This window comes from Sphingobacterium sp. CZ-2, from assembly GCF_004526235.1.
Taxonomy (GTDB): domain Bacteria; phylum Bacteroidota; class Bacteroidia; order Sphingobacteriales; family Sphingobacteriaceae; genus Sphingobacterium; species Sphingobacterium tenebrionis.
The window spans coordinates 575,230-598,717 of record NZ_CP038159.1; the positions used below are offsets into that span (position 1 = coordinate 575,230).

General features: G+C 40.5%; 19 protein-coding genes. 7 read left to right on the plus strand and 12 right to left on the minus strand.

Features of this window, described 5'->3' with window-relative positions; genetic code table 11:
- Positions 1-3,771 carry an ATP-binding protein gene (locus E3D81_RS02505; RefSeq protein WP_134776294.1) on the plus strand — a complete coding sequence of 1,257 codons (3,771 nt, stop codon included), beginning with the start codon at positions 1-3 and terminating at the stop codon, positions 3,769-3,771.
- Positions 3,772-3,907: 136 nt separating this feature from the next.
- Here E3D81_RS02505 and E3D81_RS02510 read toward each other — a convergent pair whose 3' ends face one another.
- The 4 genes from E3D81_RS02510 to E3D81_RS02525 all read right to left on the minus strand — a co-directional run bounded on the left by E3D81_RS02510 (position 3,908) and on the right by E3D81_RS02525 (position 10,397).
- The gene (locus tag E3D81_RS02510; protein ID WP_134776295.1) at positions 3,908-5,284 is read right to left on the minus strand and encodes a RagB/SusD family nutrient uptake outer membrane protein; all 1,377 of its coding nucleotides are present in this window, start codon (positions 5,282-5,284) and stop codon (positions 3,908-3,910) included.
- A gap of 18 nt (positions 5,285-5,302) precedes the next feature.
- The gene (locus E3D81_RS02515) at positions 5,303-8,308 is read right to left on the minus strand and encodes a SusC/RagA family TonB-linked outer membrane protein (RefSeq protein ID WP_134776296.1); all 3,006 of its coding nucleotides are present in this window, start codon (positions 8,306-8,308) and stop codon (positions 5,303-5,305) included.
- A 452-nt stretch (positions 8,309-8,760) separates the two neighbouring features.
- Positions 8,761-9,471 (minus strand): SDR family NAD(P)-dependent oxidoreductase, encoded by a 711-nt coding sequence (locus E3D81_RS02520; protein WP_134776297.1) that lies wholly within the window; start codon positions 9,469-9,471, stop codon positions 8,761-8,763.
- Positions 9,471-10,397 carry a lysylphosphatidylglycerol synthase transmembrane domain-containing protein gene (locus E3D81_RS02525; protein WP_134776298.1) on the minus strand — a complete coding sequence of 309 codons (927 nt, stop codon included), beginning with the start codon at positions 10,395-10,397 and terminating at the stop codon, positions 9,471-9,473. The genes E3D81_RS02520 and E3D81_RS02525 overlap by 1 nt, the downstream gene beginning before the upstream one ends.
- Positions 10,398-10,798: 401 nt before the next feature.
- Between E3D81_RS02525 and E3D81_RS02535 the strand changes: the two genes are divergently transcribed.
- The 3 genes from E3D81_RS02535 (at position 10,799) to E3D81_RS02545 (ending at position 13,664) form a co-directional block, all read left to right on the plus strand.
- On the plus strand, positions 10,799-11,353 hold the full coding sequence (locus E3D81_RS02535; RefSeq protein WP_099365442.1) for a hypothetical protein: 555 nt from the start codon (positions 10,799-10,801) through the stop codon (positions 11,351-11,353).
- Positions 11,354-11,462: 109 nt separating this feature from the next.
- Positions 11,463-12,614, plus strand: coding sequence for a GDP-mannose 4,6-dehydratase (gene gmd, locus E3D81_RS02540; protein WP_134776300.1), 1,152 nt, complete (start codon positions 11,463-11,465; stop codon positions 12,612-12,614).
- A gap of 108 nt (positions 12,615-12,722) precedes the next feature.
- Positions 12,723-13,664, plus strand: a complete 942-nt coding sequence (locus E3D81_RS02545) for a hypothetical protein (protein ID WP_099365444.1) — start codon at positions 12,723-12,725, stop codon at positions 13,662-13,664.
- A gap of 66 nt (positions 13,665-13,730) precedes the next feature.
- Here E3D81_RS02545 and E3D81_RS02550 read toward each other — a convergent pair whose 3' ends face one another.
- The 3 genes from E3D81_RS02550 to E3D81_RS02560 all read right to left on the minus strand — a co-directional run bounded on the left by E3D81_RS02550 (position 13,731) and on the right by E3D81_RS02560 (position 15,969).
- A complete protein-coding gene (locus tag E3D81_RS02550; RefSeq protein ID WP_167554213.1) occupies positions 13,731-15,095 on the minus strand; it encodes an alpha/beta hydrolase family protein in 1,365 nt (454 codons plus the stop codon).
- A 2-nt stretch (positions 15,096-15,097) separates the two neighbouring features.
- Entirely contained in the window at positions 15,098-15,547 is a 450-nt protein-coding gene (locus E3D81_RS02555; RefSeq protein WP_134776302.1) for a hypothetical protein, read from the minus strand.
- Positions 15,548-15,702: 155 nt separating this feature from the next.
- Positions 15,703-15,969 (minus strand): DUF2089 family protein, encoded by a 267-nt coding sequence (locus E3D81_RS02560; protein ID WP_134776303.1) that lies wholly within the window; start codon positions 15,967-15,969, stop codon positions 15,703-15,705.
- 136 nt (positions 15,970-16,105) lie between these two features.
- Between E3D81_RS02560 and E3D81_RS02565 the strand changes: the two genes are divergently transcribed.
- The gene (locus E3D81_RS02565) at positions 16,106-16,849 is read left to right on the plus strand and encodes a lysophospholipid acyltransferase family protein (RefSeq protein WP_134776304.1); all 744 of its coding nucleotides are present in this window, start codon (positions 16,106-16,108) and stop codon (positions 16,847-16,849) included.
- A 21-nt stretch (positions 16,850-16,870) separates the two neighbouring features.
- Here the strand turns inward: E3D81_RS02565 and E3D81_RS02570 are convergent, their stop codons facing one another.
- Entirely contained in the window at positions 16,871-18,004 is a 1,134-nt protein-coding gene (locus tag E3D81_RS02570) for a glycosyltransferase family 2 protein (protein WP_245153268.1), read from the minus strand.
- Positions 17,988-18,962, minus strand: a complete 975-nt coding sequence (locus tag E3D81_RS02575) for a lysylphosphatidylglycerol synthase domain-containing protein (protein ID WP_099365450.1) — start codon at positions 18,960-18,962, stop codon at positions 17,988-17,990. The genes E3D81_RS02570 and E3D81_RS02575 overlap by 17 nt, the downstream gene beginning before the upstream one ends.
- A gap of 87 nt (positions 18,963-19,049) precedes the next feature.
- Here E3D81_RS02575 and ruvC point away from each other — a divergent pair, with 87 nt between their 5' ends.
- Positions 19,050-19,613, plus strand: coding sequence for a crossover junction endodeoxyribonuclease RuvC (gene ruvC, locus E3D81_RS02580; RefSeq protein ID WP_099365451.1), 564 nt, complete (start codon positions 19,050-19,052; stop codon positions 19,611-19,613).
- 23 nt (positions 19,614-19,636) lie between these two features.
- On the opposite strand, the gene E3D81_RS02585 is transcribed toward ruvC, so the two are convergent.
- Positions 19,637-20,686, minus strand: a complete 1,050-nt coding sequence (locus E3D81_RS02585) for a hypothetical protein (RefSeq protein ID WP_245153270.1) — start codon at positions 20,684-20,686, stop codon at positions 19,637-19,639.
- A 380-nt stretch (positions 20,687-21,066) separates the two neighbouring features.
- On the opposite strand from E3D81_RS02585, the gene E3D81_RS02590 reads away from it, so the two are divergent.
- Positions 21,067-21,537, plus strand: a complete 471-nt coding sequence (locus E3D81_RS02590; RefSeq protein WP_099365452.1) for an Lrp/AsnC ligand binding domain-containing protein — start codon at positions 21,067-21,069, stop codon at positions 21,535-21,537.
- Positions 21,538-21,592: 55 nt separating this feature from the next.
- On the opposite strand, the gene E3D81_RS02595 is transcribed toward E3D81_RS02590, so the two are convergent.
- Positions 21,593-22,666 carry a M20 family metallo-hydrolase gene (locus tag E3D81_RS02595; protein WP_134776306.1) on the minus strand — a complete coding sequence of 358 codons (1,074 nt, stop codon included), beginning with the start codon at positions 22,664-22,666 and terminating at the stop codon, positions 21,593-21,595.
- Positions 22,659-23,459, minus strand: coding sequence for a pyrroline-5-carboxylate reductase (proC, locus tag E3D81_RS02600; RefSeq protein WP_134776307.1), 801 nt, complete (start codon positions 23,457-23,459; stop codon positions 22,659-22,661). The genes E3D81_RS02595 and proC overlap by 8 nt, the downstream gene beginning before the upstream one ends.
- Positions 23,460-23,488 lie beyond the last annotated feature (29 nt).

Genomic DNA, 23,488 nt, shown 5'->3' on the forward strand with positions numbered 1-23,488 from the left:
ATGGGTAATAAAATACGGATTCTACTTTTGATTTTAACGGTTTCCTTCTTGGTAACCGCAATTACCATCAACAATATCGTCACCAAAGATGATATGTTGGAATTGGACACTCGAACGGTGGCCAACAACATTCACGATTATGAAGATATGGTGGATGATATTTTCAACGATGAAAATATCATGAAAGCCTTCTCCAATGTAGAACTCTATCCAAGCCAGGTATTGGAATTCACGGAAAAGCAGTCAGAAAAAAACCGCTTGTATTTTTACATCTACAAGGATAATAAACCAGTTTTTTGGAGCAATAACCATTACGTCCCAGTTACAGACAAAGGGCTTCAGACGGATGTGTCTTTTCACAAGGCCGATAATCGGGCATATGTGGTTAAGCGGAAGAAACTAAACGAACGTATGACCGTGCTGAGTTTAATTCCGGTGAACACCAATTTTCCCTTCAACAACGAATACCTCATCAATATATTTTCCACTAAATTGATCAGCACGAACAATTTGGAAGTGGCAGAATATAATGACAAAGAAACGGTCAAGAACATCTACAGTAAGAATGGATCCTATTTATTTTCCGTAAAACTGAAGGAAGGTAAACAGGACAACCTCTACATGACCATACAGTTCATCTGTTGGGTATTTGCTTCTATCTGTTTTATCATTCTTGTAAACAATATATGTCTGATGTTGGCGAAAAATGGTAGACCCTGGTTTTCCATCTTATTCTTTGCCATCACGCTAGCCTTAACAAGGGTGGTCGATCTGAACACGAACTGGTTGAGTGCGCAATCTTCCATGGGGCTTTTTGACCCAAAATATTATGCCTATAGTCCGATATTGCCGAACTTATGGGCATTCTTTATGACGACCATCAGTGTGGTCTGGTTGGTATTCTACATCCGTTCCATCCAACCTTACCTCAAGATCCCTTTACGGAAATTATCGCCCTACTTGATCAATACCTTGGCATTGCTGGGTATCCTGAGCATTTATATCATCAGTAATCTGTTGTTCTTTCACCTTTCAACGTTGATTACCAATAGTTCGGCCGTAACTTTAGACCTGACGAATCTATTATCCTTTAGTCAGTATAGCTGGTTGAATATCCTGATCATGTGTATCAACATGGTCATCCTTTTATATTTTATTGATTCTATTGTTGGGATTATAAAATCCATACTGCCCAATACAACCTCCTTTCTGAACATACAATTGATCGCCTTGGTATCAGCCATTATCATCAATGCGTTGATTATTGGGGAGAACACCTTTTTCAACATCTTTTTGGCAGGTGTGATTATGTTACGGGCCTATAGTAAGGTTCGCGTAAGCCTCACCATGTCTACCTTTATCCTTACCTTGGTATTCTTGGCCTTCATGACGACTTCGGTCTATATGCGGAGCTTACATGATAAGATGGAGCGGGAGATGAGAATCACGCTGAACCAATTAGAAGCCGAGGATGACCTGAACGCCACCGCATTGTTTGTGGATATGGAGCAAAGGATAATTCAGGATAATCAACTGAGAAAGTCCTTGACCTATATGCTCCAACAGCAGGATAGGGAAATCCTGAATACAACTAGCATTAATAATTACCTTAAGGCAAATTATTTCAGTGGCTACCTTTCCAAGTTTGAATTCAATTCCTTCTTCTACCTGAATAATGTGCCATTGGAGAATTATCCGAACGATAAGATTGAGGAATATCGGGAAAAGGTAATCAACAAATCGACCAAGGTTCCCCAAACCGAGCATTTTTATCGTTTACGGAGTGAACTGGGGACACATGAATATTTTCTTCAGTTTGATATCCCATTGGAAGGAAGGGAAGATGAAACGGTTCAGGTCTTTTTGAACTTCAAGAATAGAGCATTCGGAACTGCCCTACCCTATCCTGAGATCCTTGTTGACAGCAAGATCGAATTCATTCGAAATTACCATATCAATTCCTCCTCCTTTGCGCTTTACCGGGATGGTAATCTTTTGACCCAGAATGGTTCTTTTACCTATCCGAATAAAGACACAAACTTTGGCGGAGAAATCCAACAATACGAGAATATCGAGGATTTCAATGGCTATTTCCATGTGGTCTATAAACCCGACCAGCATTCTACTTTGGTAGTCAGTTCACCATTGATGACCTTCTGGCAATCGGTGGCTATTTTTTCTTTCCTTTTTCTGTCCTTGTACATCTTTTTCCTTTTGTTCAATACGGTTCGGTATATTACTTCCACGATTGCCCAAAAATCGTTCAACTTTTTAAGTATAAAGTACCATTTCAAATTGATCATCAACAGGATACAGTACAGTACCAGGATTCAAACGATGATTGTTGGTGTGGTGATTTTTGCCGTTGTCATCTCGGGATTTATTTCCTTTATCAGTATCAATAGGCAATTTGAAAAATCGAAGATCCAACAGCGGCAGGCCTATATCTTAGATGTGGTCAAGAAAATCGAAAACAGATTGGAAACAACCTGGGAAGATTCGGAGGCCCAAATCCGAGAGATTGTAAGACAACTATCGGAGACCACGGTTACCGATTTCAACCTATATGACAAGAACGGGAAGTTACAATTTACGACCCAATCACGGATCTACGACACCAACCTACTTTCCAACTTCATGAATCCATTGGCGTTCAATGCACTCAATGTAGCCAAGAAAACAGATGCCTATATTCCTGAACGGATAGTACGGTTCAACTACAACGCCAGTTATGCTACCATCAGGAACAACGACTTTAACACGTTAGTGTTTTTGAGCATTCCATATTTCACCTCTCAGGAGGAAGAAAATAGGAGTCAGAACCTGTTATTGAATACCTTATTGAATATCTATACCATCATTGTATTGGGGATGGGTTTTGTGACGGTATTGGTTGCCAATTCCATTACCAAACCATTGAGTTTAATCGGACGAAAATTGTCGGAGACTATTTTCAGTAACAAGCCCAATGAACCACTATATTGGGAGCGGGACGATGAAATTGGTGCATTGGTGAAGGAATATAACTTCATGATCGTGAAGTTAGAGGAGAATGCGAAACAACTGAAGAACACAGAGCGGGAATATGCCTGGAGAGAAATGGCCAGACAGATTGCACATGAGATCAAGAATCCGTTGACACCGATGAAATTAGGAATTCAGATGCTTTCGAGGAGCTATAGTGAAAATGACCCTCGATTTGAAGAAAGGTTCCATAAGTTTTCCAATTCCTTTATTGAGCAGATCAATAGTTTATCGCGGATTGCGACAGAGTTTTCGAATTTCGCGAAACTTCCGGATACGGAATTAGCTAAGATCAATATCATTGAGAAGATCAATAAGTCTGCGAATGTTTTCCATAATAGCCATAATACGTACATTAAGGTAATCAATAATACGGAAGATGAGCATATCTGGGTATATGGGGATAGGGATCAATTATTGAGGACCTTTAATAATTTAATTAAAAACTCCATTGAGGCATCTATTACGAGGAAGAAACATTTGATCAGTATTATTCTGGAATATCCTGATCAGGAACATGTGAAGATTACGGTAAAGGATAATGGAATGGGTATTCCGGCGGAGGTATTACCAAAGATTTTCCAACCTAATTTTACAACGAAAAGTTCCGGAACGGGATTGGGATTGGCATTTGTGAAGAAAACGGTGGAGTCTATGAAAGGGGATATTACGTTTAAGACTTTTGAAGGGATAGGAACTACTTTTACGATTGTCCTGCCTTTGTTCAAGGACTCGGATATGGAGTAAAATTCGGGATAGCGCGGAGGAATTGTGAAAGTTTACGTCATTGCGAGGAGGCACGACGAAGCAATCTTTTCACTAATCGAAAGATTGCTTCGTTCCTCGCAATGACGGGCCGTTCCTCGCAATGACGGGAAATCAATTAATTATATCCTTCGTTCTGCCCCAGCTCAGGGTTTACCGATCGCTCTCCATATGGAACTGGATAAACCAATTTTGGTGAATTATAAGGCAAAGTCCCTATATTCCTTTTTGTTCTTTTCAGGTCATGCAATCTATACCCTTCAAAAGCCAGTTCAAAAGTTCTTTCCTGCAGCACATCCTCCAAGGTAACCGCGGCCAAATCATCTAATCCTGCGCGTTTCCGTAGCAGATTAATATCATCCAGCGGAGCTGCCCCAACACTACTATTCAACCTTACGTTACATTCCGCACGGGTTAGATACAGTTCCGTCAACCTCACGATAGGGATATTATCAAAATACCCATACCATTTCTTCGTAAACCACCCTGATTTCGCGCCATTTCCATCATAGATCATTTCGGTCCTTCTCTTATCCGCAGGATCGTAGGTCTCATAAAAGGCGTCCTGGATATTCAAATCCCCACGTCCAACCAAACCGCCGGTATTATTCACATAAGAGGCGAAAAAAGTAGTAAGTCCATCATTGGAGGTTCCAGCATTACTCTGTTCATTCTGACGAATTTCAAATACCCCTTCCGAAGAATTCTTCACTCGGAATGGGGCTTCGAGATTATCTGTTAATGTATAATCCCCACTACTGATAACATCATTCGCTTGGGTCAATGCTTTTCCATAATCCTGTTGTTGTAGATATAATCTCGCCAACATGCCTTTTGCTGCATAAAGATCAGCTGGAGAATCGCCTAACATGCCTATAGCAGCGGTCAGATCATTTTCAGCCTGTTTATAGACATCGGCCACTGAACTTCTGGTTGCTCCATATTGTAGATCAGGAAAGTTTTTGACGGATTTTAGAAATATAGGCACGGAAGGGGTACTATTGGCACCACCAGCTTCATAAGGCAATCCATATAACCTGACCAATTCAAAATACATGATTCCACGTACAAATAGGGCCTTACCATTGATAATGGATTTTTGAGTAGGGTCGCTAACCACTCCCAAAGCTTCAATGACGGTATTACAGGCATTGATGGCGCGATAAGCATCGGTCCATGTACGGGCTACATCCGCATTGGTCGAAATGATGTTCTGTGAAGCAATCTGCCTGAAGGTTCCAAAAGAGCCTGTCCATTGCACATAGCCTGGGCTGGCATAGATTTCAGGTACCATCACTAAATTTGTTCCGTATAAAGAGCCCCTAGCAATAATGGTGTAAGCACCAACCACGGCATTATTTACGTCATTGGCAGTTTCTAATGCTTCATCTGTAGGGATTTCACTATGTGGGGCCAAATCCAACTTCTTCCCACATGATGATAAAGTCAATGCAAGGGCAAGAAAGGAATATGATAATATGTGTTTCGTTTTCATAATAATAACTGTTAAGGGTTAGAAGCCGACATTAATACCAAAAGTGATGGTCTTAGGCTGCGGAGGGGTATAGAAATCAGTTCCCAATTGATAATTACCAGCGAAGGTGGTATTGATCTCTGGATCATAACCATCGTATTTGGTAAAGGTCAATAAGTTGGTTGCCGAAACATATAGTCTTGTTCTTTGCATTCCGTACCTGGTCGAGAAGTCTTTTGGAAGATTATAGCTTAACACCACATTTTTCATGCGGAAATAAGAGCCGTCCTGGATATATCTGGAAGAAGGATTTGTTCCGTTTTCTTCGTAGAACCTTGGTTGAGGAATATCGGTATCGGTATTTGTAGGCGTCCAATAATTCATCTGACTGCTGTATTGGTTATCAAAGAAATCACCATTGGTAGCTTGGAATCCACCGGCAGCATTGTAGACCTTATTACCGGAAACAAATTGCGTTTGGATATCCAACTCTAGGCCTTTATAGGCAAATTTATTCCCAAGACCACCATAGAATTTAGCGTGCGGATTACCCAAATGCTGATTTTCAGCTTCGGAGAAATCATTGGTCGTTTCGGTACGGCTGGCATCCTTATAGTATAAAGCATCTCCATTGGCTGGATCGACACCGGCATAAGCCACCCCATAGAACACACCAAATGGTTGACCTTCTTCCACACGGCCTAAATAACGCCCTCCTGGATAAATCGGCTGGCCATCGTTCAACTTCAATACTTTGTTTTTATTGAAGGAAATATTAAAGGAAGTAGACCATTGGAAATCACCTACTAAGTTTTTACTGTTTAAAGTAATCTCATAACCCTTGTTTTCCATATCGCCAATGTTGCGGAAAACACTGCTGTAACCATTAACAGATTCAATTGGCACATTTAAAAGTAGGTCTGTAGTTTTTTTATGGTAGTATTCCAAGGTTCCGGAGATCCTATCCTGGAAAAGGCCAAAATCAAATCCAAAATTGCTTGCAGCGGTTGTTTCCCAGGTCAGATCTTCATCACCGATCTGAAAAGGGATAGTTCCTGGAATACCGGCATAGTTTGCACCTCCATAAAGTGATCTCCAACGATAATTCCCAATTTCTGCATTTCCGGTCTTACCATAACTTGCTCTCAATTTCAAGAAGTTTAAGGTTCCATTATCTTTCAGGAAATCTTCTTCCGAAATGGTCCATCCCAAACCGACTGCCGGGAAGACACCGTATTGTTCATTTGCCCCAAACCGTGAAGATCCATCCATCCGAACGGAAGCATCGATCATGTAGCGATCCATGAGTTTATAATTCGCTCTTGCCAAATAGGACAGAAAGGAAAAATCTGAAGCGGACGCACTAGCATTCGATTTAATGGCCGCACTGACAACCTTCTTGAATTTATCGGATGGCATGCCATTACCCTCGGCTGAGGTATATCTAAACTGTCCCTGTTGGTAAGACATACCTCCCATTAAGGAGAAGTTATGTATATCGTTGAATGTCTTGGAATAGGTCAGGGTATTGTTCGTGTTGAAATTGATGGATCTAGCCTGGTAGCTGTAGGCATATCCCCCTACATCTCCCCCATCTTGGGTTCTGGTCCCTAAAAACAATTCTTCTTCCAGGTTCTGGAAATCCATACCGTATTCACTGCGGAATACCAAATCAGGTGTAATCCTTGCACTGGCATAAGCCGTTCCGAAAGTACGGTAGGTATTGGACAAGTTATTTCCATTTTCCAGGTTGATCAAGTTATTGTAATACACCGTATAACGATTCAATTGACCATCGGCATCACGGATCGGTTGGATTGGTGGCAGGGCATTTAATTGTAATGGATTGGCAAAAGCATTATCACTGTTGACCCGGTAGTTATCAATTTTATTGATATTGATGGAACCACCGATTTCCAGCCAATTATTTGCACTGTGGTCTAGGCCTATCCTACCAGACGTTCTAAAAAATCTATTGCCCACCACAATACCTTTATTATCATTGTAGCTTCCTGAGGCTATGAAACGGGTTTTACTATCCCCACCAGAAACTGTGGCTGAGATTTGTTGGATGTTTCCGCGTTGAAGACCTTCATTCACCCAATTGGAGTTGAAGTTCTCATCCCAATCCGTAGTTCCGGTCCAATCTTCCCAGAACTCGCTCATATTTGCATAACCATCCACCGGATCAATATATCCCGCATTGGTTACTGCTTCAGTCAATAATTGGCGGTATTGATCGGCATTTAGGAAGTCACCCTTTTTGGTCGGGTCGCTGTAGCCGGCAAAATAACCAAGGTCTATATTCGTGCGACCTGCTTTCCCTTTTTTGGTTGTGATCAACACGACACCATTGGATGCTCTAGCGCCATAGATAGCGGCAGAAGCGGCATCTTTTAACACCTCCATGGATTCGATATCATCTGGGCTGATAGCAGCCAAGGGATTGTCTGGCTCATCATAGGTTCCCATATCGGTCGTAATGATCGGCACCCCATCAATAACGAATAAGGGTTGGTTTCCTGCCGAAATTGAAGAGGTACCACGGACCCTGATCTGTAAGGCCTGGCCTAATTTACCACTACTGCTATTGATGAATACACCCGAGGCACGGCCTTGAAGCGCACTTTCAACCGTTTGAAGTGGTACACTTTCCAAGTCGGACATTTTCACGGAGGCGACAGATCCGGTCATGTCCTTTTTTACTTGTGTACCGTATCCTACAACAACAACTTCTTCCAAATCGGCGGCAGAAGGTGTGAGCGAAATGTTGATATTGGATTGTCCGGTTAATTTAACTAGCTGAGAAGCATATCCTAAATAGGAAAAATGCAATGCGGTAGCAGCTTGGTTGATTTCGATTTGGTATTCCCCATTTCCATCTGTCTGCGCAGCATAGTTGGTTCCTACCCCTTTGATGGTTACTCCTGCAATGGGCTTATTGCTCACGGCATCTGTAACTTTTCCCGAGATGCTCCGATTCTGTGCAAATACCTGAATACTCGCCAGAAGAGCCATCGTGAAAAACAGTAGCTTTCTTTTCATAATTTGTTTGTTTGTTATTGATTAGTTTGCAGCCTAATAATTGGGGTTATTAGGCGACTTGTTAGGTGTAAGTTAGGAAATTATGAGTTAATTATTATTATAATACAATAAATATTTTCATATTTATTTAATATGGTTGGGGAGTGGGATTTTAGGGGGGGGTCCGCGTCATTGCGAGGAGGCACGACGAAGCAACCACAGCGTCATTGCGAGGAGGCACGACGAAGCAACCTTCCCTCATGTCATTCTGAGTGTACCATGTCATGCTGAGCGTAGTCGAAGCATCTGTTCGTATGCAACCGTACAGATCCTTCGACGATGCTCAGGATGACAAAGTCCAAAGATTGCTTCGTTCCTCGCAATGACGTAGAGTTCCCCGCAATGACGTAGAGTTCCTCGCAACGACGCGATTATACACCCGCAATGACACGATGCGGAGAAATCCTTAAAAACTATGGAGTAGTATTAGCGACCGGCAAGACCTTGCCATTAAAATATTTATTACCGTTCTGCGCAAACTCCGCAACATATCTTCCCATCTCAAAGGCTAATGTACCTGCTTCAACACCCGGAAACGCAGCCTCAAACATCTCTGTCTGCGACGATCCTAAGGCAAGACAATTAACCTGGATATTCCTATCCTTAAATTCCTCCGCTAAACACTCCGTCAAAATCGACAAAGCGCCTTTACTGGAAGAATACGCAGAAAGACCGGGGAATTTGGAAGACCCCTGAAAACCACCCATACTGGAAATATTCACGATATGCCCACCATTCGTCATCAGAGGCACGATATGCCTGATCATATTCACATGTCCGATCAGATTGGACTGCAGCATCTGTGCAAAATCCTCCGCAGTAGATTCCAAAAATGGCTTATTGATCAATGCTCCGGCATTGTTGATCAGGATATCCACCGTACCGAATTTTGATTGGATAAATGGCACTAAAGAATCCGGATAATTATCATATACAATATCAAATTGGGCAGGATACAATTTCCCACCATCATGATTCAACGAGCTTGCAATTTCATGTAATTTTCGAAGTTTATCTGCTGATCTTGCCAACGCAATAACCTGATGATCCTTATTTGCAGTTAAATCCAGCACAGCTTCAAAACCAATCCCGCTGCTTGCTCCTGTGATAACAATATTTGCCATTATTCTTCTTCTTTATCGATTTCTGCCTCTACTTCTTTAGCCGATGGTAAGCGATCTGCCCCTAAGCGTTGAGGTCTAAAAATATAATAGATCCCACTTAATGCAACGATCAAGGAGATGATATAAAATGTCATGGAAATGATTAAAGAGAAATGCTTATCAAGCATTAAATAGTTAGCTAGGTATACCATTGCTGAATCCCGAACCCCTGCAGCTCCTCCGATGGATGGTATAATAGCCGTCAGAGAGGTCACCATAAATATGAATATGTAGGGCGAAAACTTATCGTCAAATCCGATGGAGTATAAGATACAGATGGCGGCTATGGCCTGAAAACCCTGAACAAATAATGCCTTGAGATGCGTGATCACAAAGTTTGCTAGAAATTCCTTGAAGAATAAACGGAGCACATAGAGGTAACTTAACGTTCCGATGAGCAATACCGCAATAGTAACCGAATTAGGAATAGCAAAACGCGGCATAAAAATAATTAGTGCTCCTGAGACAATCCCTAATGCCCAAAGACCACTCAATCGATCAAAAAACACAGCCCCCAATACTTTCTTCCTCGATATATTAAAATTCTTCTTGATAAAAAAGATCTTATAGCCATCGCCTCCAATTCCACCAGGCAAAAAGAAATTATATAATAGGCCTAATAAATACAAACGGAAATTATAACGCTCTGGTAGATTCAACCCAATCGCCTTAAAGAAAGAATTTAACCGGGATGACGCAATAACGATGGAAATAAAATAGAAAATTAGCGCCAAGAGCAGGTACAAAGGATTACTGGAAAGCAACGCTTCCTTTACCTCCTGGATATCTTTTGGATCCAATTTGCTGAACAACCAGTAAAAAGCACCCACAGTAATGAGTACTTTCAGCAAATTTTTACTAATGGCCCAAATCTTTGTTTTATCCATTTTAAAATATTTTTTTAAAGCATCGGATAGATGCGGGAATAGAGCATGATCAAATAAAAAAGCAGAAAAGCTCCGCTCAAACTAAAAAGCCAGTTGATATCTGTTTTCCTATATTTTTCTCTTAACATAATGAACATCAGCAACAAGAAGATGACAAATAATGTTATAGGTGCAAATATAGCCCATTTATGGGGAAAAAAGAGGGAGACCTTATCGAGTAAATTAGCATCTTTGCTGAAGCTGAAAGCGATTCCAAAGAGGAGAACAATTAAGATAAATCTTAGAATAGCCTTGGCAACAATTTTGCTTATGGTATGATTTTTGGATGTTTTGTTCATCAAAATTTCAAACGTTATTTTGCTACGAATATACATTTAATATACTATTTTAAACTTTGTAATATGCACAAACGTATTTTTTCATTTTTAACCCTGTTAACCTGTGTGTTAATCTTGGGTAGTTGTGGAGCCCAGAAAAAGGGTGGTACAGGCGCCGGCACTGAAGTATCAGGACAAGGACCTACAGCATCGCAATGGCGTTCAGGAGTAAAAGGAAAATGGGTTTTAAATTCCGTTACTCGGGAGAACATTCCAAGTTCTTATACCATTAAGAACATTTTTGATGAGGCACCAGTAGATTGTTTCATTGGATCGATCTGGGATTTGCCAGGAGGAAACCAACGCGGAACCATCACGTTCAATGCGGAAGGTAATCTTTGTGCCAATGGTGCGGTTCGTACCATCGTTTGGTCTATCTTCAACCCAGGCAAAACAGGTGGACAACCATCTTTCCAATTCAAGAAATTGTATGCTGGAGATAAGGCTGCCAACGTAACAAGTGGATACCGTTTGGATCTATCCTACGCTGATGAAAACGGTTTGGAAATGCGTATGCCGATTCCATTGGACAATGGACAAGGTACCTTATTATTTAAATTTAGTCGCGTGGCGAACTAAGTTTTCCTAAAATATTTGAAAAAGCCGCGGAGAAATCTGTGGCTTTATTTTTTATATATCAATCGTTTGCTGTTTATTTGCAATATATTTGTCGGATATTAACAGTAGAATGAGTCAAGAGAATCAAAAAGTAGCGCTGATTACCGGTATTACTGGTCAGGATGGTGCTTATTTAGCTGAGTTTTTACTAAAAAAAGGTTATATCGTTCATGGGTTGAAAAGAAGAAGTTCTTCTTTCAATACCGATCGGATTGACCATCTATACCAGGACCCGCATCAATTGGGTCGTAATTTCGTGCTTCATTATGGCGATCTAACCGATTCTACCAACCTGATCCGCATTATTCAAGAAACCAGACCACACGAGATCTATAACCTGGCCGCACAATCGCATGTTAAGGTTAGTTTCGACACCCCAGAATATACAGCTAACGCTGATGGCTTGGGGACCCTTCGGATTTTAGAGGCGGTTCGTTTATTAGGACTGGTTGAACATTGCCGGATCTATCAAGCATCTACTTCTGAGCTATATGGCTTGGTGCAACAAGTGCCGCAGAGTGAGACAACGCCATTCTATCCGCGTAGCCCTTATGCGGTAGCCAAACTATATGGCTACTGGATTACGGTCAACTATCGCGAGGCTTATAACATGTATGCTTGTAATGGTATATTATTCAACCATGAAAGCCCTGTACGTGGGGAAACCTTTGTGACCCGAAAAATCACAAGAGCAGCTGCGAAGATCGTTTTAGGCTTACAGGATAAATTATTCCTTGGAAACCTTTCTGCGCAACGCGATTGGGGACATGCGAAAGATTATGTGGAAGCTATGTGGCTTATCCTTCAGCAGGAAATTGCCGAAGACTTTGTCATTGCTACTGGTATCACTACCACGGTAAGGGAATTTGTGCGGATGGCCTTTGCAGAGCTAGGTGTAGAAGTGGAATTTTCTGGAAAAGCAGAAGCGGAAAAAGGTGTTATCATCGATCGCAACGACGAGAAATTGAAAGCATTGGGCCTAGACCCAGAAAAAATAAAATTAGGTCAGACCGTTGTCAAGGTAGATGCTCGATATTACCGACCAACGGAAGTAGATTTATTGATCGGCGATCCTACAAAAGCCAATCAAAAATTAGGATGGAAACCCAAATACAGCTTGGAAATGCTGGTAAATGAGATGGTCCTATCTGATCTTAAGCTCATGCAAAAGGAGGAATACCTTAAAGCAGGCGGCTTTGATACCCTAAATTATTTTGAGTAACAGCATTTGGAACAATATTTGCTTTCAAACTTTATTATTTATTAGGAATCATTTTTGCATTTATGTTTGTCCTGTAAAGGATCCACATAAATATCAGCGTTAATTAATATGAAAACTGAGGAACATAAAGTAAACAGCCAGAATTCGGTTGATGATCCCGTTGGAAAGAGAGATAATTCAAAGGTTTACTTTTTTATTATTGCTATTGCAGCTTTGCTAGCTACAAACATATATTTTTACGTAAAGTTTAAATCCTCAGGAGAAAAGCTTTATACAGTAACCCTTCAAAAAGAGAATCTACAAACGGAGATAGACCGCATCGAAGCGGAATTGGACAACCTGAAGGCTCAAGATTTTGAGAGCAGTGAGGCTTTGATCAATGCAGAGAAAACTGCCCGCATTAAAATTGAGGAATTACGTACGGCATTGGAAAAAGGCGAAGTAACGGATGTTCAGGTGGAACGCGCGAAACAGGATGTTGCACGATTGAAGGATCAGGTATCCAAAATGAAGGATGAAGTTACTGGGCTCAAGATAAAAAATGAATTATTAGCAGAATCCAACCTGCAATTGAAGGAGGAATCTGAAATTAATAAAACAAGGGCAAATACGCTTAGCACCGAAAAGAGACAGCTAACGGACAAGATCTCCAAAGCTTCTAACCTAAAGGTTTCCAACATTCATATTGCGGGAGTGGAAATGAAGAAAAGTGGTGATGTGGAATTGGAGACGAAAGCAAAACGTATCGATAAGATGCATATCAACTTTACCATTGCGGATAATCCATTGGCCGAAACAGGCAAAAAAGATATCTATGTACGTATCATCAATCCAAAAGGAAATTTGATTGCTGATTCTGAAGATCTTTTCTATGTACATGGTGAGAAATTGCAATATACTTTCAAACAAGCGATCAATTTTTCAAATAATGGCCAAGAATATCAAATGGCTTGGTCTGATCAGGACCATAAATTTGAAAAAGGCGCTTATACCATTTTGCTGTATGCAGACAACTCCATCATGGGGCGCTCTTCCATTGTATTCAAATAATTAAATAGGATATATAAAAAAAGGGGAACATGTTAGCATGTTCCCCTTTTTTTATAGGCTGATCCCTTATAAGGCCTTTATCCAATTGGCGATATCTTTCATCAGCTCCGGATCTAAACTGATAGGGATCTCTGGATATTCTCCGATTCCACCGGTTTTAGCGGGTTGCATCAAATGGTTCAGGTTGGGGTACAACTTTATTTCATTCTTCGGTTGCTTTGCCAGATTATCGGTTAAACTTTCCAAGTTCTCGGTGGAGTTGACTTGAACATCTTTTCCTCCATATGCTGCAAAAACAGGAACTTTAATCTTACGGATAAATGTAGTAGGATCTATCTTTAAGAAATACCTGTACCATGGTGTAATGAGCACGGCAATCTGATCAGCAAAATCAGCTTCTTGGCTACCTGGGATAACTTTCATGTTAGTCATAATAGCTTCAAAAGCCTTCTCTGTGGATAGATTACTTTTAGAAATCTCATAATTCCGTTTGATCATCGCCAATTGTTTGGTATCGATCGTTGTACCACTATTTTTGGCCAAGGCTTCGTTCTGGAGGATCATCAAGGAATCGATACGAATAGCTGGACCAGCTAAGGAAACAATATAATCCAAACCGGCAATTCGTTGTCCTGCCAATAAAAAGGCAATGAGTCCGCCTTCACTATGACCGATAATACCCACTTTTTTAGGGTCTACATTCGATTGTGTCCTTAAGTATTTGATGGCCGCCAAGGCATCTTTGCCTAAATCTGCGGAGGTAGCAGTCTTAAAATCCCCCTCCGATTTGCCAACCCCTCGTTCATCGTATCGCAATACCACTATCCCCTGCTTGGTCAAATAATCTGCCAACACCTTAAAAGGCTCATGCCCATACATGGCCGAATTCCTATCAAGAGGTCCTGAACCATTGACCAAAACTACCGCTGGATACCTTCCTTCCCCTTTCGGTTTGGTGATGGTGCCAGCAAATTTGATCTTCTCGGCAGTATTGGAAAAATGGACATCCAAGGTGTCGTAACTATAAGGTGGGTTTACTTTTTGCGATCGCACCTTAGGAAAATCCGTAACAATTGTTGCGGGATCTTTTTTAAGCATCCGCATAGGTGCTTTCAAACCACCCTGTTGGATAATGCCATCAATAGCCTGTTTGTCGGGACTTAGCCTACCGGAATACTTGAGGCCGATCATTTTCATTTCAATAAAAATAGAATCTGCACTCGCTTTGATGCTCGATAAAGGTGCCTTTTGTTTCGACTGTTTCGGACTTTGCATGGTACCCTTCCATTCGCCATCATATTTCAGTTCAAAAACCAAGGGGAGTTCCATGCCCTGAATTTCCAAACTTCCCTCCCAAGTGCCTTCGAACGATTGTCCAAAACTTAAGCTGCATCCGAACAGCGTAAATAGTATAAATAAATATTTCTTCATTTTTAATTGATATAAGGTCGTGTGATCCATAATAACGCATCCAATAAAAGAGTCATCAGTATAATGATGATTCCATGATATCCCTTTTTGCTATTCATGGCAATTTTCATACCCTGAACCAGCAAAAAGAAAAAGAACAATATAAAAACCAAGGCCAGTATCGCAGCAAACGATAACCATACCAATTGATTTAACATCCCTTCATCGGGTTTGATAGTTCCATTTACCATCGAAGGAATAATTGCTTGCGTTGTTTCTTTTAACATGGGATTGAAAAGAGCAAGCGCTATACATACTAGATTGGCCTGCGCAATTAACACCACGGTTAATACGTCGATAAACCTTGATTTGGCATATATTAGCCGTGCAAGGAAAAACATCAGCAGGCTGAGGGAAGCTGTATTGATCAAATTATTGATGAGAACTTTCCAAAACTCCTTATATGTTGCCATGTGCATCTGAATGATTCCATCGGAAATAAATTCCCATTGATAGCCTAGAAAGCATAATATTAAAAAGGAGCAACTGCCAAGAATCAGCAAAAAATTGCTGGTATTGTTTTCAAATGGGTAAAATATTTTTGATATCAAATTGGTTTTCATTTTCCTTAATCTTTAAGTAATTTAATTTTGTCAATGAGTTCATCCAGTTTGTTCCGAACAGTAGGATAGCTCTTCCCCATTTTATTGGCCATTTCTTTAAGGCTTCCAGAGTCGAGCAAGAACTGCATGATAAAATCCTGTTCATCAGGTTCCAGTTTGAGGAACAGGGGCAATCCAAATTTTCCAGCTACTTCGGTATGGCAGGATTCGCAATGAAGCTTTACAACGGTCATTTCATGGTTACATGCGGGGCAATGCAGTGGAAATTTCATATTTTCACATTTAATTTTAATAAAATTAAAAATTGATTTAATAAAATTCAAATTTAATTGAATATTATTTTGTTTTTAAAACATTAAACAATGCATAATATTCAATTATGTATATTTGCTCAATTTTAATTTGATTATGAGAAAAGTATTAGGATATATCCTAACCCCTATATTTTATTTGTCATTTGCACTTTCATTATTGATATTCCATCCTATTCAATGGTTATGTTTAAAATTGGGTGGTTATAGTGCTCATAAAAAAAGTGTTGATATCCTTAATGGTCTATTGGTAGCCTGTAATTATACCTTATTCAATAGAACAGAATTTATCGACAATAAAAACCTGCCTACAGGTAGACCTATCATTTTTATTGCGAATCACCAAAGTACCTACGATATTCCACCTTTGATTTTCTTTTTGAGAAGGTTTCATGGCAAATTCATCAGCAAATTGGAACTGATGACGGCCAATATCCCCAGCATCTCTTTTAACCTAAAACATGGAGGAGCCGCAAACATCGACCGTAAGGATCCCAAACAATCTATTGCGGAGATATTAAAGCTTGCTAATAACATGAAACAACATAACTGGTCGGCATTTATATTTCCGGAGGGTACCAGGACGAAAACGGGTAAAATGAAAGCTTTCTCGGTGGGAGGAATAGCCACCTTGTTAAAGAAAAACCCAGATGCCTTGGTAGTACCTATTGCGATCAATGGATCCTATAAAATGGTGCAGTGGGGTTCATTTCCATTACGCCCGTTCACCCATATGACTTGGGAAGTACTCGATCCTATCCCTACGGAAGGATTAAGCTTGGAAGAAGTGGTGAAAAAGGCAGAAGAGGCAATCCGGGCAAAAGTAAAAGAAGAAAATTAGGAGTTTCCTAATCGTTCAAGTCTATTTGACCGTTCTGCCTTTCCAATCGTATTTTCCGATATTCCCCATGATTCCGATGTAAATCAGGTATAAAGGATGTATAACGGTAAGCAAAGGTAGGTTGACCAGTAACTCCTTCCGCCTCATAAAAGCTAAAACGGGGTAAAGAAAAGCCAGTTCGCACAAAAATTTAAAGATGAGGGAAACAAGCACCAATGTTTGGGCATCCTTATCCAAGACCAACACGGAGAGCAAACTACCCAAGAAAACAAGATTAAAGATCCAAATACATACGCCTAAAACCACTACTTTTTTATCCTTATATTTTGTACTCTTGGATGCCCAACGGCGCCTCTGGTTCAAGAATGCTTTGAGATTTTCCTTTGCATCCGTATAGACTACGGCCTCCCTTGATTTACAGAAACCAATCCATGCCGAATGGTTCTCAGCAACCTTATGAAGCAATAGTTCATCATCGCCTGAAGCCAGGTCATCAATACCTTTAAACCCTCCCATTTCAAAGAATAAGGATTTTCTATACGCCAAGTTAGCCCCATTACAAGTAGTTGGATTCTCATTTCCAATTCCCGATGCCCCTAAGCCTATTAGGTACAGAAACTCCAATGTTTGTAATTTTTCGAAATAGGATTTTTCTTCATGATAAGATACGGGGGAGGAAACCATCTGTTTTTGGTTCAATACCATGTAGGAGATGATGGTCCTGACCCATTTAGGGCCCATTTGACAGTCGGCATCTGTGGTAATGATGATATCACCTTCAGAAGCAATGATCGCCTTATTGATGGCAAATTTCTTGTAGGAATTCAATTTGCTGCCCTCATTTAGGGTGATCAGTTTGACACCTCGTGTAGCATAGGATTGTACGATTAGTCCGGTTTTATCGGTAGAATGATCATCAATGACAATAACTTCCAATAATTCTTTTGGATAATCTTGGGCAATGATGGCATCCAAGGTCTTTCCTATATTCTGCTCCTCATTTCGCGCGGCAATAATAATGGAGACCTTTTCGTTCGGGAAATGCTCTTCGCTTTGAAAATATGGAATCCGCATCCAACCATTTCGCATGTATAGGACAAGGACCACATAAACGATGGTCATGATGAACAAATAGAAACTAAGACTTAGAATCACCGATATAATTCACGTTTAATACAAAAAAAGAACCAATAATAGCCGGAAAGATCAAATTGACGAACCAGACAAAGGACACAATAGCCATGACTGCAATTTCTTGGGTCGTAATATAGGCATATAAATTACTAGCCACAAAACTGCGCACACTAAAGTCGAAAATATCCAAGGTAGGCAAGGCCGATTGAATGAAGAACATAATAAAAATCATCAATACCATGGATACCACTGGTAGTTCAGGTAGGATGATCAACATCAGGATAATATATTGGGAAGTAAAGATGGCAAACCTGCAGGTGGAAAGCCATAACACATAGGCCAATTCTTTCGTGGAATAATCCTCCAATACGGCGAAAAAGGGCTTGATTTTCTTTAGAAATTTGATTTTTCCAACCAGGTAATCGATCCAGGAGACATTGAAATAAAGGACGACGAATGCCAGGGCATAGATGATGGCCAATATCCAGATTCCAAAGTCGACCGAAGTTGGGGTGTCTATGAATTTAGTGACGAACCAAGCAATACTCAGGGCACCAAATACCGACGTAAGCACCAATTGACCGAACAAGCCTACCCCCATAGAGACAGCTGCTTTTGCTCGATGTTCGGGTTTTAGGACCATGATTCTACCGCCATACTCCCCTATTCTATTGGGTGTAAAAATAGCCCAGGTCAATCCGCAAAAGACGGACTTTGTAGCCTTCCATAAGGATAATTCTTCAATTTTACGGGCGAGGAATTTCCATTTAACGACTTCCAAAAACCAGTTCAGGAACATCAACAAGAAAACTACAGCAATAATGAACCACATGGTGGTATGATCAATATTCTGGATCAGTTTCTTGAAGGCAATAAGGTTGTTTTGGTTACTGACTTTAGAAAAGACGAACCACATGGCTAAAGCCACGATGCCGACTTTAATGAGAATATTGAGATATTTTTTTTGAATCTTTGTCAACTCCGTTATGAAAGCACAATTTTAACAATTTTTTAATTAATAACGGTTTTTAATGTGCAATGATTGACAAAATCGTAATATTGTAGCATGCAAAAGGAAAAAGCGAAGGAAAGGATTATTTTAGGTATCGACCCTGGAACGGTAGTTCTGGGTTATGGTATTGTAAAAGAAGTGAACAAAAAGATTTCCCTGATCACCCTCGGCGTGATCAAGATGGGGCATCTGGATGATCATGCCCTAAAGCTTCAGCGGATTTTCAAAAAGACTTCTGCATTGATTGAACAGTATCAACCCGACTGCGTTGCCTTAGAGGCTCCATTTTATGGAAAGAATATCCAAGTGATGCTGAAGCTTGGTCGGGCACAGGGCGTGGCGATGGCTGCGGCACTGCAATCGGATATCCCCATCTTTGAATATTCCCCTCGGAAGATTAAACAGTCGGTTACAGGGAATGGAAATGCCAGTAAGGAGCAAGTGGCTGCCATGCTGCAGAATTTATTGGGGTTCAAAGAAACTCCTGAATTTTTGGATGCCACTGACGGCCTTGCCGTAGCGGTATGCCATTCATTCCAACAAAACGATACCCAAACCGGTAAATCCTATTCAGGTTGGGAGGCCTTTGTCAAGGACAATCAGAAAAGGGTAAAGTAAAATTTAAGCGCTGAGCCAGTTTGCTATAGTTGGACTTGGCGGATCACGTTTTTCACATTCATTTCGATGATGTCGGTCATGGATTCGCAATGGAAATAATTTTCATTATCATAGTATTTGGCATATTGGACCTTTAACCGTTCGATATTCTCAGGCGTAGAAAGTTGTTGGGTTTTGGATGCATCCCGCAAATCTTTGATTCGATGTCTTTCACTACGGACCCGATGTACAATGGAGGATCGCTCTTCTTGTTGGTATTGGAGTACTGTTTTATCATTGAGATGTTCCATAGACAGCTTTACATAGGGAAAGTTCTCTTTGAAGAACTGTGGCATATATACCTTGATATTACCTTCGTAAAACTGCTGATCAAAGTCAATGGCCCGAATCCGGAATTGGAAATCATCAAAATCAGGGGTAATCTGCATCACAAAGTTATAGGCTCGCATATCGCCTAACATGGAAATCACGCATCGTTCATTAAATTTCACAAATTCCTTGGCAATCCTGGTCTGGTTATAATCTGGCGAAAACATCCGACCTTTACTAAAGGTATCACCTGGTATCCCGACGATATGCTCCTCCACTAGGGTATCCCGATCATACAGGTAATTCACTTGATTGGGGGAAAGGATCTCCTCCAATTCCAATCCATATATTCTGGAAGCATCGGCTTGTTTGATATAGAAGTAATCATACACATCGTTCAAACGGTTGACGATCTTGATCCGAAAAGGATGGGTATTGCCAAAGGCGCAGAATTCGATCTTTTCGATTACTTTATGCTGTACGATACGGGTATTTCCCGAAGCTTTCAATTGGGCATAAACAATCTTCAATTGATCGTACAGTTGGTCTTGAACATGTGGCGGGTAAAGCGGGATTTCCCAAAGGGTATCATCCCCATTTTTATCGATAGAAGGAATCGTTTCATGAAAATTCAATAGATCGCGATAGGCCAGTGGTAATTTCCCGTCCCTTTGGTAAGCTTTTAGGTATTTTAATAAGCCGGGGCCCACTGGAAAAATCGGCTTCTTCCTCGAAATCTTTACATCATCCTCTTTCATATCCATTATATTATCCGCTTTTCGAATGTACAAAATATTAAGTAATTATAACTCCAATAGTCAAATGCAAATATGTTAATTAAATTACCAAAATATTATTAATCGATTATTAAAATACCAATAAATGTTGTTATTTTTGAAAAAATATAAAATACTCAGGTTTTTGAGGTTGGAATTTAAATGGAAGAAGCTTCTCGGGCGAGAAGCTTCAACGCTAACCAATTATAAACCTATGTTATTTTGAGGGAAGGAACATGATATTTTCAATGAATTACCATGTTTGTTGAATCAAATTTAATATTTAATCGAAAAAAATTGAAAATTATTTGATTTTTTTCGATATTTTTAAAAATAAACTATTTTAATAACAAATAAATACCATTTTTATGGAGAAAAACTATTCAAATTACGATTTAGACAACCTGGATGTTCAAATTTTATCCATTTTAATGGAAGATGCTTCGATTCCATACACTGAAATTGCAAAAAAACTGATAGTTTCCGGAGGAACCATCCATGTTAGGATGAAAAAAATGGAAGAATTAGGCATAATTAGTGGATCGAACCTAATTATCAACCCTCAAAAGGTCGGATTTGACATCACCGCCTTCTTAGGTATCTATTTAGAGAAGGGTTCGCAGTATGCAGATGCTGTGGAACAGCTAAAACAGGTTAAAGAAGTTGTGGAATTGCACTATTGTACGGGTCAGTACAGTGCATTCGCTAAAATAGTTTGCCGCGACACCTCTCATTTGAGAAAAGTTTTGAACGAGGATATCCAAGGCCTAAAGGGAATCCAACGTACAGAGACGATCATCTCTCTTGAAGAAAGCATCAAAAGACAGATCACTTTATAATAGAAGCGTATTCCAAAGGAGACGCTACATGTGAAAAAGAAAAGCGGGATTTGAATTATATCCCGCTTTTTATATTTTCTAACAGGGCGATATAAAATCGGATCCCTTCATCAATTTCTTTCAGATAAATAAATTCATCGGCCGAATGCGATCTTGCTGAATCTCCTGGTCCAACTTTTACAGAAGGAATCGGCAGTAATGCCTGATCGCTCATAGTCGGGCTACCATAGGTCTTTTTCCCTAAAGCTAATCCAGCTTTTACTATAGGATGGTCCATGGGGATAGAAGATGGGTTTAACCGAGTAGAACGCGCCTGAACTACACTCCTTATGTTCTCTTTAATGATCTGAAGTACTTCCTCATTATTATAAACATCGGTGGTGCGCACATCCACCACAAACTTACAACTTGCCGGAACTACATTATGTTGTGAACCTGCTTCGATCATGGTGACACTCATTTTAACCGGCCCTAAGGATGCAGACTCCTTAGGGAATTCATACGTCTGAAACCAATGTATATCTTCCAAAGCTTTATAAATGGCATTTACTCCCTCGTTCCTTGCAGCATGGCCAGCTTCGCCTATTGCTTCACAGTCGAGTACCATCAATCCTTTTTCGGCAATAGCCAAATCCAAAAGGGTTGGTTCGCCTACAACAGCAAAATCACATGGTTTTAGGTGTTCATAGGCCTCTTCTACCCCGCCCTTACCAGAAACCTCCTCTTCGGCCGAAGCCAAGAGACAGAGGTTGAAAGGCAAGTCCTGCAGCTCGTTGAAATAGCGGAATGCGGCAATCAAAGAAACTAAACATCCTCCGGCATCATTGCTTCCTAATCCAAAAAGTTTACCATCCTCTATCTGCGGGAGAAACGGATCCTTGGTATAGGCAGGATTTGGTTTTACGGTATCATGGTGCGAATTGAGTAAAACGGTCGGCTTGGAGTCCTCAAAATACTTATTGTACGCAATCACATTATTCCCTACGCATTCAGAAGGAATCTCCGCATTGATTAAAAATTGGGTTATGATTTCTGCGGTTTCGGCTTCCTCCCTGCTATAGGAGGTTGTCCGGATCAATTGCTGTAAGAGATCAGTACTTTCTGCAATCAGTAAATCTACATCAGTCATTATATAATCCTCCTGCTTTTTTAGCTGATAATTTAATGCCTTTGATAAAGGCTGAGCTGAAGCCGTTATGCTCCATTTCATTCAGCCCGGCAATGGTACAACCTTTTGGTGAAGTAACTTTATCGATTTCGCTTTCAGGATGGCTTCCCATTTGAAGTAAGAGATCAGCAGCTCCCTTGGCAGTCTGAATAGCCATTTTAAGGGCATCATGCGCATGGAAACCAATCTCTACCCCTCCTTGGCTGGCCGCTCGGATACCTCTCAGAAAAAAGGCAATCCCACAGGCACACAAGGCTGTGGCCGAGGTCATCAGATCTTCGTTGATTACCACGACAGACCCTACGGATTCAAACATTTTCGAAACCTCATCGATCTTTTCTTGGTCTGCTTGATCTGTGGAGATACAGGTCATGGATTGTCCGATGGCAATAGCCGTATTGGGCATGGCCCGAATGACGACCTTATCTTGTCCTAATACCTCTTTGATATCTGCACAGGAAACACCTGATGCAACCGAAATTATGGTCTGATCGGCTCTTAGTGTAGGCGCGATCTCATCCATCACTTTTCGGATCTGCTGAGGAAGAATAGCCAATACAATATAGTCAGCATCAGAAATAGCTTCGGGGTTATGGTCACTTACGTTAAATCCATCTTTCTTTTCCTCTTCCAAAGAGGAAAGGTTGCGGCGTGTAATCGTAATGGATGGGGCATCGCAATAAGCTGCCTTTACCAAGCCTCTAGCTAAGGATAATCCTATGTTTCCTCCGCCAATAATCGTAATTCTATTCATATGTTTAGGTTCGTTTATATGGGGGAAAA